The 13,752-nt window shown below is 53.7% G+C and carries 14 protein-coding genes; 6 read left to right on the top strand and 8 right to left on the bottom strand.

The window, feature by feature from the left end:
- Positions 1-138: 138 nt before the first annotated feature.
- Positions 139-1,641, top strand: coding sequence for a SagB family peptide dehydrogenase (locus KTH_RS04445; RefSeq protein WP_111323200.1), 1,503 nt, complete (start codon positions 139-141; stop codon positions 1,639-1,641).
- A 58-nt stretch (positions 1,642-1,699) separates the two neighbouring features.
- On the opposite strand, the gene KTH_RS04440 is transcribed toward KTH_RS04445, so the two are convergent.
- The 4 genes from KTH_RS04440 to KTH_RS04425 all read right to left on the bottom strand — a co-directional run bounded on the left by KTH_RS04440 (position 1,700) and on the right by KTH_RS04425 (position 5,960).
- Positions 1,700-3,505 carry a M3 family oligoendopeptidase gene (locus tag KTH_RS04440; RefSeq protein WP_111323198.1) on the bottom strand — a complete coding sequence of 602 codons (1,806 nt, stop codon included), beginning with the start codon at positions 3,503-3,505 and terminating at the stop codon, positions 1,700-1,702.
- 284 nt (positions 3,506-3,789) lie between these two features.
- Complete coding sequence (locus tag KTH_RS04435; protein WP_111323196.1) at positions 3,790-4,584, bottom strand: metallophosphoesterase family protein; 795 nt, start codon at positions 4,582-4,584, stop codon at positions 3,790-3,792.
- A gap of 96 nt (positions 4,585-4,680) precedes the next feature.
- Positions 4,681-5,202, bottom strand: coding sequence for a MaoC family dehydratase (locus KTH_RS04430; RefSeq protein ID WP_371859989.1), 522 nt, complete (start codon positions 5,200-5,202; stop codon positions 4,681-4,683).
- On the bottom strand, positions 5,199-5,960 hold the full coding sequence (locus KTH_RS04425; RefSeq protein ID WP_497616655.1) for a hypothetical protein: 762 nt from the start codon (positions 5,958-5,960) through the stop codon (positions 5,199-5,201). The genes KTH_RS04430 and KTH_RS04425 overlap by 4 nt, the downstream gene beginning before the upstream one ends.
- Positions 5,961-6,241: 281 nt before the next feature.
- On the opposite strand from KTH_RS04425, the gene KTH_RS04420 reads away from it, so the two are divergent.
- Positions 6,242-6,409 carry a hypothetical protein gene (locus KTH_RS04420; protein WP_170142625.1) on the top strand — a complete coding sequence of 56 codons (168 nt, stop codon included), beginning with the start codon at positions 6,242-6,244 and terminating at the stop codon, positions 6,407-6,409.
- Positions 6,410-6,475: 66 nt separating this feature from the next.
- Here KTH_RS04420 and KTH_RS04415 read toward each other — a convergent pair whose 3' ends face one another.
- Positions 6,476-6,613, bottom strand: coding sequence for a hypothetical protein (locus KTH_RS04415; RefSeq protein ID WP_497616652.1), 138 nt, complete (start codon positions 6,611-6,613; stop codon positions 6,476-6,478).
- Positions 6,614-6,876: 263 nt separating this feature from the next.
- On the opposite strand from KTH_RS04415, the gene KTH_RS04410 reads away from it, so the two are divergent.
- Complete coding sequence (locus KTH_RS04410; RefSeq protein WP_497616651.1) at positions 6,877-7,272, top strand: HAD family hydrolase; 396 nt, start codon at positions 6,877-6,879, stop codon at positions 7,270-7,272.
- Between the two features lie 4 nt (positions 7,273-7,276).
- On the opposite strand, the gene KTH_RS04405 is transcribed toward KTH_RS04410, so the two are convergent.
- Together KTH_RS04405 and KTH_RS04400 are read right to left on the bottom strand one after the other, a co-directional pair.
- Positions 7,277-8,518, bottom strand: coding sequence for an RNA-guided endonuclease InsQ/TnpB family protein (locus tag KTH_RS04405; protein WP_497616648.1), 1,242 nt, complete (start codon positions 8,516-8,518; stop codon positions 7,277-7,279).
- A 4-nt stretch (positions 8,519-8,522) separates the two neighbouring features.
- The gene (locus KTH_RS04400; RefSeq protein WP_497616645.1) at positions 8,523-9,101 is read right to left on the bottom strand and encodes an IS607 family transposase; all 579 of its coding nucleotides are present in this window, start codon (positions 9,099-9,101) and stop codon (positions 8,523-8,525) included.
- Positions 9,102-9,129: 28 nt separating this feature from the next.
- On the opposite strand from KTH_RS04400, the gene KTH_RS04395 reads away from it, so the two are divergent.
- Positions 9,130-9,507, top strand: a complete 378-nt coding sequence (locus KTH_RS04395) for an HAD family hydrolase (RefSeq protein WP_497616643.1) — start codon at positions 9,130-9,132, stop codon at positions 9,505-9,507.
- Between the two features lie 55 nt (positions 9,508-9,562).
- Here KTH_RS04395 and KTH_RS04390 read toward each other — a convergent pair whose 3' ends face one another.
- Positions 9,563-11,320 carry a glycoside hydrolase family 35 protein gene (locus tag KTH_RS04390; protein WP_111323186.1) on the bottom strand — a complete coding sequence of 586 codons (1,758 nt, stop codon included), beginning with the start codon at positions 11,318-11,320 and terminating at the stop codon, positions 9,563-9,565.
- Positions 11,321-11,888: 568 nt separating this feature from the next.
- On the opposite strand from KTH_RS04390, the gene KTH_RS04385 reads away from it, so the two are divergent.
- Together KTH_RS04385 and KTH_RS04380 are read left to right on the top strand one after the other, a co-directional pair.
- A complete protein-coding gene (locus tag KTH_RS04385; RefSeq protein ID WP_111323184.1) occupies positions 11,889-12,419 on the top strand; it encodes a hypothetical protein in 531 nt (176 codons plus the stop codon).
- 17 nt (positions 12,420-12,436) lie between these two features.
- On the top strand, positions 12,437-13,570 hold the full coding sequence (locus KTH_RS04380; protein WP_111323182.1) for an ABC transporter permease family protein: 1,134 nt from the start codon (positions 12,437-12,439) through the stop codon (positions 13,568-13,570).
- The last annotated feature ends 182 nt before the right edge of the window (positions 13,571-13,752 follow it).

The raw sequence follows: 13,752 nt of genomic DNA, 5'->3' as shown, positions 1-13,752 counted from the left end.
AATATGCACTCCTTACATGCGGGATTCTTTCCCGAGAACTCGGGCGTACACCTTGTATTGTAACACGCTGACCGGAAAGCAGTATATAATGAAGATGTCCGAAACAGTACCTATCTCACAGAAAAGGATCATCTCACTATGAGTGAATATAACTATCGGGCCGCGCTCGCCTATCATGCGGTCTCAAGCTATTTTCCAGGCGACCAGCTCGCCGTTTCCGAATACAACCCGAAGCAACAGCCCTTGCTCTACAAAAAGTATACCTCGCTTGAACCGATCGCGTTGCCCAAACAGCTTGCATCTGGCTCAATATCGGCACTTCAGGCGGTCGCCGCTTCGGAACAGGCGGCAAACCGCGTTCCCGATCTTCAGACGCTTGCCCGCCTCTGTTACTATACCAGCGGGCTGACCAGGCCAGACGAAGAGAAGCGAGCAGCCGCCTGTACCGGAGGGCTCTATCACTTTGAGCTTTACCTTGTCTGTGGCGATCTGGCGGACCTGCCAGCCGGAGTCTATCACTATGGCGCACACGATCACAGCTTGCGCCGCCTGAGAAGCGGAGATTTTCGGCGTGTCCTGCTCGAAGCAACCGGCAACGAGACGGCGGTTGCGCATGCTCCCGTGCTTGCCATCTTCACTGACACCTTCTGGCGCAACTCCTGCAAGTTCGGACCGCGTACCTATCGCCATACGTTCTGGGATAACGGCACGCTCCTCGCGAATCTTCACGCCGTCGCGACCTCTGCCGAGCTGCCATTCAAGCTCATTGAAAGCTTTGCCGACGATATCGTGAACAGCTTGCTTGCTATCGATGGCTATCGCGAGGCAGCGATCAGTCTGGCGGCGCTTGGAGCCACCGCAGAGGAACCAGGAAACGCGCCCGTCATCGAGGAGCTTGAGCTACCGACCGAGCCACTTTCCCCGAAGGAAGAGGAATACCCGCTGATCGAGGATATACATGAGGCCACACTGTTCTCAACAGGCGAGGAAAGCGCGACATGGCGCGACGCGGAGGCTCCATTCCCGCCACATGCCGCCCCTGAGGGTACCTTGATCCCGCTGCGCCCGATGCCGCTCGATGATTGGCCAACCGCACCGATCGAGCAGGTCATTCAGCAGCGCAGTTCGGCGCATCGCTTCGCACAGCAACCGCTCAGCTTCGAGAAGCTCTCAACAATCCTGCTGAATGCGCTTCATCTGCCCAACGCTGACTGCTTCGACCCCGCAGGCCGCCCACTGAACGACATCTACCTGCTGGTCAACAACGTGAGCGACCTGAAGCCCGGAGCGTATATCCTGCATCCCGAGCAGAAAGCGCTCGAGCTGCTCAAAGAGGGCGATTTCCGGAAGGACGCTACGCACCTTGCGTTCGATCAGAAGTCCGGCGGTGAGGCAGCAGTCTCAGTCTACAGCCTGATAGCGCTGGAAGAGCTGCTGATCCGTGACGGCAACCGGGGCTATCGCGTCGCCCAGCTTGAGAGCGGCATCTTCAGCGGCAATGCACAGCTTGCGGCGGCGGCGCTTGGCCTTGGCGCGACCGGACTGGAATACTACGATAATGAAGTTATTACCTTTTTCTCCCCCTCTGCAAAGGAGAAACAGGTGATGTCGCTCTTCGCGCTTGGCGAGAGGGCCGAGTAATCAAGCAGGCCGGGAAGTGCTCTCCCGGCCCTATAACATCAGATTATGATGGATATCATCACGCCTCACGCGCCAGACGCTCGAACTCGTCAATATCCTGGCGAACCATATCGAGGCTTGAGCGCCAGAACGCTTCACTCCGAATGTCGATCCCGAAGCGCTGCGCCAGTTCCGCCGCATCAGCCATGCCGGTCGACGAGAGTAGCTCATCATAGCCCCGCTTGAAGGTCTCCGGGTCACGCTGATACTGCGCGTAGAGCCCGAGCCCGAAGAGCAGCCCGAACATATACGGGTAATTGTAGAACGGCAAGCCAGTGCTGTAATAGTGCCCCTTCACGGCCCACATGTATGGATGCAGCAGCGACTCGTCGAGGCCATCGCCATAGGTCTGACGCTGCGACTCAAGCATCAGCTCGTTCAACTCCTCAATCGAGAGCTCGCGCTGAAGCCGCTTCTCGAAGACGCCCTGCTCAAAAAGGAAGCGGCTGGTGATATCGACCACCACCTGACACGAGTTCTGGAGCGAGGCTTCCAGAATCATCAATTGCTCTTGCTTGCCTGCATTGCGCAGGGCCGCATTGCGCACGATGGTCTCGCAAAAGATACTGGCCGTCTCAGCAAGCGTCATCGGAGTCATCGCCTGAAGCGCGGTTCGATGTTCCAGATTCAGATTGTGATAGCCGTGGCCGAGCTCGTGCGCCAGCGTCGACATGCCATCATAGGACGGTGTATAGTTCGCCAGAATGCGCGACTCACCCTTCCGAATCTCGGCACAATACGCACCGCCAACCTTGCCCGGGCGCGGCTCGGCATCGATCCAGTGTTCGCGGAAGGCGCGAGCGGCAAAGTCGGAGAGCTTCGCGGAGAACGCACCAAACTGCTCAACGATAAAGGAGGCCGCATCATCATATGACCAGACGCGTTCACTTTTGCCAACCGGTGCAGAAATATCGTACCAGGCCAGCTTCTCAAGCCCGAGCAGCCGTGCCTTCGCCTGAAGATAGCGCCGAAAATCGGGGAACGAATCGCGAGCAGCGGTCATCATCGCGTCAAGCGTCTGACGATCGATGCTGTTCATGAACAGGGTCGAGTCAAGCGGGGATTCCCAGTGGCGCTTCTGCGACAGGACATTCGTCTCATGCTTGATGCTGTTCATGGCAGCGGCCAGCGGCAAGGCCGAACGCTCCCAGGCGGCTAGCTCGGCTTCATAGGCCCTGCGGCGCACCTCGCGCTCTGGATGATAGGCGAAGTTGCGAATCTCGCTCATGGGATATTCTTTGGTCTCGCCGTTCAGTGTCAGCGGCACCATAATCTGTGAGGTCAGATTGCTGTGAAGCTGTCCCCAGGCCGTGCCACCGCTAACGTTCAGCTCAGAGGCCAGGATCTCTTCGGCCGATGACATCAGATGCTGTGACTGCACCTTTGCTTGCCGCAGCAAGAAAGCATGCTGGCGCGCAACCTCCGAGCGCTGCATCAACTGATCGATATCCAGCGCCCCGAGCCAGGCAGTCAGGCGAGTGCCAAGCTGCGCCAGATAGACTGTCGCTTGATGCATTTCGCTGAGCTTTGCCTGTGCAAGCGTATTTTGTGAGTTTGTGTCAACAAAGCAGGCAATATAGGTTCCAAGCGTCTCTATCTGCTCAAGAACGGCATTATAGCGTTCTATGATCGCTTCAAAGCTCTGAACAACTGTATCGTTAATTTCGGCACTGACCGGCTGTTCAGTCACCTGATGCTGATCAAAGAGGCGCACGAGATCAAGAATCGCATCCCGGCCCTCCTGAAAGCCGCGCTCAAACTCAGGAGAATCGAGAGACGGGAAAATGGGGGTCATGTCCCAATGGGGCAATACATGTGTTGTCATTGCGCTCCTCGTGAAATACTAGATTGAGATCAATCGTGTTATCTTCACCATTGTAGCATGCGCCACATAAAAGAGAACTATCAAAAAAAGAAAGCCAATAACCGCTGGTTACTGGCTTCAAGGTAGCGACAATGAGCAGCAAAACCGTATCTCACATCGTGTCTTATACCCCTGCTCGGCAGCCTGGCGAGCTCCCGATTTAATTCCTACCTTTCTACTCAGATATTAGCATGCCCTAATCTCTTCTGTCAAGGGGCGGACAGCAGCGCCACTCCGCCGCATGCCTACAGGGGAATCTCAAAGAGTCGGGTTGTCAAAAAACCATCCTGTACCGTCACCAGGCGATACTGGAGCGGCTGCGCACAGGGCACTGGTGGATCAGTAAGGGTAAACTGCATCGCCGTGGAACGCAGCCCATAGACAGGAATATTCGCTACCAGCTTTTCTGAAGTCACATGCGTGTGGCCGTAGAAGATCCCGAGAATCTGGTGTCCGTCGAGCAGCTTCCAGAAGGCGCGGAAATCGTCGGGCAGATACGAATCTATCCAGCGACTCCCAACAGGGAGAATATGGTGATGCATCAGCAGTATGGTCGGCATAGAATGCTGTAACGATTGTGCGAGAAACTCCAGTGTATCCTGATGGGGCACCGCTTTTCCCCTCGGCCCCCAATCCAGGCAGAGGAACTGCACCCCTTTATGCTCAAAGCGTGCGTTCATATGCGGCACAGGCGGTGTTCCGGGGAAAAGATGACGGAAGAAATTTTCCCGATCGTCGTGGTTTCCGGGCAAGAAATACATGGGGAAGCGCTGCAAACCCTCTATCGAGACCAGAGCCGGTCCCGGCGCTTGCTGTGCTGGCTGAAGCTCAAGCATCTGGCACAGGTTGCGGTAGGAGACCTCGGAAGGATCATCCACCAGATCACCGGTCGAGACAAGGAAATCAACATGTACAGCGGTATGCTCAGCAATATGCCGCATCACCTTGCGAAACGCATGGGCAGTTGCGTAGCCGTCAAGCAAAGAGGCTTCGGTTTCGCCTAGATGATGGTCGGTGATCTGGATGAACGAGAAAGACATGGGGAACTCCTTTCCTTTTTCAGCGGACGCCTTCGGCACAAAGTTTCATACTTCAATTCTAAAATGAAACTTTATTTCTGTCAAGCATCCCTGCTCTTAGCCATCCTGACGCGGCTCACGCGGCTTCGGTGTGGGTAGCTCGGGCAGATAAGCCCGCTTGTAGACCATAATCGTTCGCTGAAACTCGATTACCACCACCCCGTTTTGATTGAAACCCACCGTCTTAACCTGCACAATGCCCCGCTCGGGATAGGACCGTGACTCGCGCTTCGAGAGAATCTCACTTCGTGCATAGAGTGTATCGCCCTCATATACAGGCGCGGGAAGCCGCACCGCATCCCATCCCAGATTGATCGCGTTTTGCGAGATATCGGCAACCGACAGCCCCGTCACCAGCGCAAGCGTAAACGTCGAATCCACCAGGGGCCGCTTGAACTCGGTCTGGGCCGCATAGTGGCGGTCAAAGTGCAGCGAGTTGGAGTTCATGGTCAACAGCGTAAACCATGTGTTGTCGGTGCTATTGATCGTCCGCCCGAGCGCGTGCTGATAGACATCGCCAACCGTAAAATCCTCGTAACAACGACCTCGCCAGCCAGAATTCATACGCTCACCTCTCAGGTTTCAGACGCACAGAGCAGGATGCGCCGCTTGCCAATACTGAACTGTTCCAGGCGCCGAAACTGCTCATGTACTACTTTGTGTTGCTTCGTCGTAATCAGAGCGACAACCGCAGCGGGCGAGAGTATGGAGCGCAGGGAGTCCAGCAGCGCGGTCGCAGGGTCCTGTGCGGCGGAAGCATGCAACCAACCAGTATGCTGACCATAGGGCAGATCGACCATCACCAGATCAACCGACTTTGGAAAGCGTGTCGGGTCGAGCGGTCGCATGACATCAGCTTGAAACAGTCCAATGGTCAACGGCGTCAACTGGCGCTGCAAGCGGTATGCGCTCTCCAATGCCTCAGCATGCGAGGGTTTGCCATACTCCTGATAAAGCGTCTGAAGCTGCGCAATCCGCTGTTCCAGGCCCTGAGGGGTTAACAGCGCAAGGTTCTTCTCCGCAAGCGGCAACACATCAGGGTCCGCGTCCGAACCGATCACGGCTGAAAGTTTGCTTCCATGTAAAAAGCCCACGCTGACCAGCAGCGAAGCCCCGCCACAGCAGGGATCATACAACACACAGGGTGTTGTGCCTCCGCGCTGTTGATAGAGGCTCAGGCAACGTTGAAACAGCTCGCTTGCCAGGCGTACCGGAAACGCCACCCTGCCGGGCACGCTGTACAGCACACGTCCGGTTGCAAGGTCCGAGTAATCCTGCTTTTCCTGCGTAAAACGATATGTCATCGAGATCTCCCCGTTTTTCTTTGCCTGAGCCATTCTAACAGGCTCCATTTTTTCCCGCAAGCAAGACGCTCTATCCTCATTGTAGTCTACTTCAAATAGCGTAGTGATACAGTACTTCCCGCCTACTTTGGTACCAGATATTGAAGAACCCAAAAAGACAATATAGAGTCATTGATAGAAGTGAGGAGATACGAAACGATAGGGCCCGAATCGCGCTTCCCTCCTCTTTTATCAAACATCAAAGCCACTCATAGACAAGAAGGACAAAAGAAACTCCGGTCAGCATGACTACCGGAGCGAAAGAGGAGTATAACATGAACGTTGAGCAAATTAAATACCAGACTTGCCCTTACGATCAGGAAGAAGCTATTTTACTGGTAGATCCCGAAACAGAGAGCATGCCCGATACCGACGAAGATGGGGACCTGCAATACTATTGCCCGGCAGGACATCATACCTTCTCCCTCGATGAAGATAATTAGCGCCCAAACAGAAGAGCCGCGTCACGCTCCCTCTCTCGAAGGAACGGCGCGGCTCCACTCGCGCGATCAGTGCTGCGCCAGGCTCCATGCATAGCGGCGCTCCCACTCGGGACTATTCAACCCATCCCTGCTATCAACCCCGAAATGATAAGCGATCAGACCAAACAGCGCGAAGACGGCGAATGTCATAAGAAAAGTCAACATCTCTTTCTTTACCCCCTCCCGGATAAAAGTGTCAAAACGACAATTACTCAATCTACTTATAAGAACAGCGAGAAGAGGAGATCTATTCCCGCTTCGTTATTTGGTTCCATAGCAAGCATACATTGAACCAGGTGGTATGACAGGACGGTACTACAAGAAAACACAGCCCCCTTGCCTGCTTCCCAAAGTGATTGTATGATAACAGCAGATCCCCACTTTTTTATGCACTTACTTTCATTTTTTTCATCATTGCAAAGGAGAATATGAGTATTTCTACAGAAAAGCAGGCACATATCACACTACCAACCGGCATGAAAGGCATTCTCTTTGACTTTGACGACACCATGTATGCATGGGAAGAGGTGATCCGTCACTGGGCCACCGCCTTCACCCGCAAGCACAACATCAGCGACGATCCCGCCATTGTGGACCATATCGTTGATCTTCTGGTCACGGTTGACTACCACGGCAGCACTCCCAGAATCGAACTCTTTCGCTTCTTGCAGCAGGAATATCCAGCATTTGATACGGCTCTTGAAGACCTTCAGCAGCACTATCAGGAGGAGCTTTTAAGCAGCATGATCGCTCGGCCTGACGCCGGAGCTTACCCGTTGCTCCACGCCCTGCACGCGAATCACATTCCGTTCTCCAATACTTAGACATTTAGGACATGCCTAAATGCGGGTTGGTTCCTGCTTCAACGTGGAGAGTTTCACTCTTCCCATCGGAAGAGCCAGAGCTTCCCACTCCACAGGCGTAACTTCCCGACGAACTGCCGGTAGTTCTCATTGCTTCATGCAGCAGGTTGAGTGCTGCGTTCTGGTCACGATCAAGCACCATCCCACACGCTTTACAGACAAACGTTCGCTCTTGCAAGTCCAGCACTGGTTTGACAGAGCCGCAAGAGGAACAGGTTTTCGATGAGGGATAAAAGCGGTCTATGACCACAAGGCATGTTCCGTAGAGGTCTGCCTTGTAGGTGAGTTGTCGTCTGATCTCTCCAAAGTTGCTATCAGCAATGGCCTGAGCGAGCTTGTGGTTTTTCAGCATCCCAGACACATGCAAGTCCTCGATAGCAACAAGGGCATGGTGCTTGGTGAGATATGTTGTGAGTTTATGGGTAGCGTCGCGGCGAATATGGGCAACACGTGCATGTTGTTTTGCCAGCTTGCGGCATGTCTTCTTGCGATTCTGGCTGGCTTTCTTGCGCCGTGACTTTTGCCTCTCTAAACGTCGGAGGCGCTTCTGTGCCTGTTTCAAGGCACGTGGGTTCTCAAACGTAGTTCCATCTGAGAGCGTAGCAAGCGTCTTAATGCCAAGATCAACCCCGAGAGCAGTAGTAGCCGTGCGTTCGGGTGCGTTCTGTTCCTCTTCCACTTGCACACTGACAAACCAGCGTCCTGCCTCTTCGGAGACGGTAGCAGAAAGTACCTTTGCATTGGTGGGAAGATAGCCATGCTCATGCAGGCGCAAGCGGCCTAAGCGTGGCAATTGCACGGCATCTCTCAAGACTTTGATGGAGCCAGTCAAGCGGAATGAGCCGATGCCTTTGCTTTTCTTCTTGAAGGTGGGAAAGCCGAGCTTGCCTTTCCACTTGCCTTGTTTCTTCAGTTCGACTCTGCGGAAGAAGTTTTTATATGCTTTCTCCAGGTCTCTCAGTGCCTCTTGCATGGCGCACTTGGACACCTCATACATCCAGGGATAGTCCGTCTTTTTCAGGGCATTGAGTTCTTTGTGCAAGTCAATAGCAGTCGGACGTTTGCCGGTGGCACGGTAGGCTTCTTGAGAACGAGCCAGGCCCCAATTGTAGGCGAAGCGGGCGCAACCGGCATGTTTGAGGCAAGCGGTACGCTGTTCGTTGTTGAGGTCTAATTCGGTTTTGTAGCCACGTACTCTGGTTGCCATCGTACTACTCTTCTTCCTTCATCGCCTGCTCAACACACTGCTTGATTTTCTCTGCGCGTCTCTTTGAAGTCCTACGGCCATAAATGCGGCTTGCCATTGAAGTGATAATGGCTATGAAATCATCCACGAGATCAGTGTCTGTATCAGATGGAAAGATCACCTCTATGCGGCGTCCCTGTGTCTGCATCAGTTGCTCGATGTAGGTGAAGCCGAAGCGGGTAAGCCGGTCACGATGTTCTACTACAACCACCGTGATGCTTAAATCGGTGAGCAGCTTCAACAACTTTGGGCGGTTCTCATTGAGTCCTGAAGCCAGATCACTCACAGTTCTCTTGACCTGATAGCCACGTGATGCTGCATAGTCTTTCAGACGTTGCATTTGCCGCTCTAAATCCTCTTTTTGATCTGCTGAAGAAACACGGGCATACAAAGCAACGGATGGAACCTCTTGCCTCTGTTCTGGCTCACGAACAATGATGGTTCCGGTATCCAGTTGATAAGCGTCCAACTTACCAGCCTTCCACCATCGGTATGCAGTTTTGTAGTTGACGCCCATCTTGCGGGCGTAGGCACTTAATCTCATAGGGAGAGAATACCATAAACGCCCATAGATGTCAACACTTTGTTTAGCTATTTATCATCCCTTCGGTATCATCACCAATGGAGACGCGAGCTGGCAGCGGCGCAAAGTGGAGGCATACGGCATTCATAAGCTGACGCCCCATATCTTTGTCTCGGGCGCATTCGGCGCTCACAAGCCCGCTCCATCGATCTTTCAGGCAGCCGCGAAAGCGCTCGAATTGCCCCCGGAAGAGATCCTGTTCGTAGGAGACCATCCAATCTATGACATCTGGGGAGCACATCGCGTCGGCATGCATACCGCCTGGATTGATCGCTTCTACCCCTGGCCGCGTCACCTGCCACGCTCTATCGCCGAGATCACTGTGCACTCGCTGGCCGAGCTCTGCAAGCTTTTCGAGGTTGAATAAAGCAACGAAAAAAGACCGCCTGCCAGTCTGCGGGAGGCGATCTTTTTTCTGGCAATTATTCCCCTAAGTCGGCCTGGGCCCGGAACTCAACCTCTGGCTGTTTGGTTCCATGCAGCTCAAAGACAATCAGCTCGTTCAGGCCAGGCTTGAGGAATGGACCCGGCACATAGAGCGTCTTCTGTGGGCCACGCTCCCAATAGCGTCCGAGATTGCGGCCATTCAGCCAGCAAACGCCTTTCGTCCAGCCAGGAAGCGCGAGGAAGGTGTCTTTCTGTTCCTGCACCTCAAACGTTGCCCGATAAAAAGTCGGTTCGTTCTGTCCCTCGGATGCCGCCGGAGTGAAATCCAGCCCGTCAAGCTTCTCAAGCGGAAGCGGATAGATCGTCCAGTCATAGAGGAACTGCTGACCGAGCATCACATGTCCTGTAATGCCCTTGCGATCCAGCAAATCGGGCCCATAGTTGACACGGCCCATATTCTCAACCAGAATATCCAGCGTGACCCCTTCCGGGCCGACCGCAAGCGGCAGCGTCTGGGTTTCAGGAGAGCGCTCAAGCACGCCCAGAGAGGTCCCATTCACAAAGACCAGCGCCCGATCATGCAGGCCACGGATCGATAGCACATTCTCGACCAGCGGCCCTGCAAGCTGCGTCCGGTATAGAATAAAGCCATGCTGTTGATCGAAATACTCCATTGGTTCGGGTGTGGCGCTCCATACTGGCCGACTCAAGCGATCAAGCGATGAGAACAGAGACGCTCTCTCGGTCAGCTCGACCGTGCCGAGTGCCTGCTTCGGTGAGGGCTCAATGTCGATGTCTGGCAGCTCGGTATATTTGCCGAGCACCTCACGGAACGCATAATATTTCGGGGTTGGATCGCCAGCCTCATCAAGCGGCGAATCATAGTCATAGCTGGTCACGGTAGGCTGATACTGACCGCTCCAGATGTCCAGATTGGCCCCGCTCATGAAGCCGAAATTCGTGCCACCGTGGAACATATAAATATTGACCGACGCACCCTGCTGAAGGATTTCGTCCAGCGACGCGGCAGCATCCTGCGGTTCGCGCGTGTGATGCGGCTCCCCCCAGTGATCGAACCAGCCATTCCAGTACTCCATACACATCAGTGGCCCCTCGGGCTGATACTGGCGCAGGACCCTGAACGCTTCCTCAGCCCGAGAACCGAAATTGGCCGTTTTGAAGACATCGGGCAGCGTGCCCCCCTGCATCATCCAATCCGAGGGACCGTCCGAGGTAAAGAGCAGCACGTCAACGCCGCGCCTGCGCAGACCCTCCGCCAGATAGGTCAGGTAGCGCTTGTCATTGCCATAGCTTCCGTACTCATTCTCAACCTGCATTGCCAGAATCGGCCCGCCATGCGTGATCTGGAGCGGCGTCACCTGTGGTAACAGCGCATCAAAGAAACGATCTACAGCCTCAAGATAGGGCCGATAATAGCAGCGAAGCCGCATCCCAGGATCTTTAAGCAACCATGCAGGCAGGCCACCAAACTCCCACTCAGCGCAGATATACGGGCCGGGCCGCAACAGCACATACAGCCCTTGCTCGGCAGCTTTTTGAATGAAGCGGGCCAGATCCAACCCCCCGGAGAAATCGAATTCGCCCGGGCGCGGCTCGTGCAGGTTCCAGGCCACATAGGTCTCGACCGTATTTAAGCCCATTGCGCGCAATTTGTGCAGGCGGTCATCCCAGTATTCAGGCGGGACCCGGAAATAATGCAGCGCACCCGAGAGCACCCGAAACGGCTTGCCATCGAGTACAAAGTGTTCTTTGTCTGGCGTAAAAGTTCCCATGCTTTCCTTGACTCCCCATCGTAGTGAACAGAATAAAACCACTCGTAAGGCAGGTCAGCGAGCCACGGCGCACATATCATTGTGCCTCATTTGCGATGCTCGCTCATCTTCGCAGTGAGCAGCCAGCCAGAGCGGGAAACCCCGGCGTTGTTTCCATTATAATCTAAAAGAAGGGGGAAAAGACAGGTTCAGCATGCAGAAAAAAGCGAACTGACGCCCCGGGCAGAGCCGCACACGTTGCCTTACTCCCTCTTTTTTCATATGACTCTTCTTTTACATTTCAGCATTCGTTACACCATAAAGAGTATTTTGAGTTATGCCGAAAGCGTGTATATCATTAAAAATTGTTCATGTTCAAATAGAGCGTAATTTTAATAAGAAATTAATAGCTTCGTATATCGAAATATGATATCCTTCATACGGACAAAAGATCTATCTCGACCTTTTCGTGTCGGGTAATAAAACAAAAAGAAAGATGGCCGAGCAATCGGCAAGTAGGCTGGTTGTAGCAAGGGGGCCGCAAAAAGCCCTCTTGCGTTTAAGTGTAAAAGTGAGTTAAAGGTGCAAAGTGGGTCAAGATAGTATCGATGCAAGCTTAGGGCTTGAGTTCAGTCTGGCACTGTTCGAGCATTACCGCATGAGCGGTTTGCTCAAATCCGAATTGCATCATATACCTGGAGTTCGTGGGCGTTGTATGGGATATCTGCACCTGGTGGATGGGAAGGTGACATCTTGCCATGTAGAAGACCAGCAAGGACAGCGTTTACCCATACCTCTTTCAATTCTCATGAGCGTGGAAAAAAAGCGCGGACCGTTTCCCTGGGTTCTGTATCCGCTCTCGACGCCACGCCTGGGGACACCTCCTCGCCCCGTACAGGACACATCCCCGATTCCGCAGCGTGTAGGACAGCTTGATGTTGATAGGTTGGAGGGATGGACCACCAGGCAAAAAATGATGTTGTCCATCGTCTTTGAGCTCGTTGACGGGCAACGCTCCGTGATGCAGATCAAAGAGGATGCGCCGCTCTCTCCTGATATCGTCGATGACGCGCTTACGATTCTCGTGAATATGCGAGTCATAACTGTTCCTTCTCCATAGTACAGGAGGTTCCTTGAATGAACAAGAATCAGATTCCCCAGGATGCCCCGGGAGTAGACCTGACAAAAGCGCTGCGTGAGATGGTCGCGCAGAGAGAAGATGACACACCCCCTCTTTTCCGTAAGTGGTATAAACTCACGGCCATTCCCGAAGCGCCGCGTAATGCAAGCCTGACGCAGCGCGAGGAATCACGTCAGTCGCGCCTGATAAGCACAGTGTTCCTCTTCCTGATCATTGTGCTGATCTGCTTTATTCCTGCAACCTTTTTGATGCCCAACCATTTTATCCCGATCCTGGCGTTTTCTCTGCTTGGCGTCGCCATCATTTCGCTGATTGTCAACCGACGGGGGAAAGTTCTACTTGCCGGCATTATAGGCACATTTGGATATGAGGCGGTTGTTGCTGGAGTCATTTTCACATCCACGCCGCTGGATACGTCGGGCATCATGTTCTATCTTTATGGCACGCTGGCGGTACTGCTTGCGGCCTCGTTCCTGCCAGCAAAAAATGCTTTCCTTATTGCCTTCATCAATGCTGTGATGATCGCGATCAGCATGGTTTATCAGCCTCATACTGCGGACTTAAATCAGGCGATGCACTCCCAATTCATTCCAATGCTCATTCAGCCGATCGGCACACAATTCATTGTCGCCGGTGTGGCCTATGTCTGGTCGCATAACGTGACACGTGCTCTGGCCCGTGCTGACCGCACCGAAATGATCACCTCCCTGCAACGAACCATCGCCGAGAAGGCTGTTGAGCTGGAGCAGGGCGTGCAATTAATCTTGAAAACGCATATCGAGATCGCGAACGGCAACCTGAACGCCCGTGCTCCACTGAGTCAGGGCCACGAGCTCTGGCAGGTTGCACGCGCCTTGAACACGCTGCTGGTTCGCTATCAGCGTGCCGCTCTGGCAGAAAAAGAGTTCCATCGCGTTGAACAGGCCATTCAAGCCTTGTTACATTTTCTGCAAGATTCGAACAATAGACAGCAAAAGCAAATTCTGCTACCAATGACGCAAACACTGCTCGATAACCTTTTAATTGCATTACAGGGGAAAACTCTGGCTTATTCGCCGCAGCCCTACCCGCATCAGCGACCAACCATCACAGTCAATGCTGAGCCCAATTCACAAAATTCACAGATGTGAGCAGAGCAACAAAGACTACTATCCTTTATTGCATTTCTGTCTCCCTTTTCAGGAGGGTGAGGGGAGTCTGGCCCCTCGCTCTCCTCTCTGGCGCTTCATGCCTGCATAAACGATCAGAAAAGCAGATCGGGCCGGTCTTCAGCGCCCGCTTCTTCCACGCGAGCTGTTGATTGCTTCGTGAT

It is taken from the genome of Thermosporothrix sp. COM3 (genome assembly GCF_059696735.1).
Note: the sequence above shows the minus strand (reverse complement) of the source record. Positions and strands in the feature narration are given on the sequence as shown.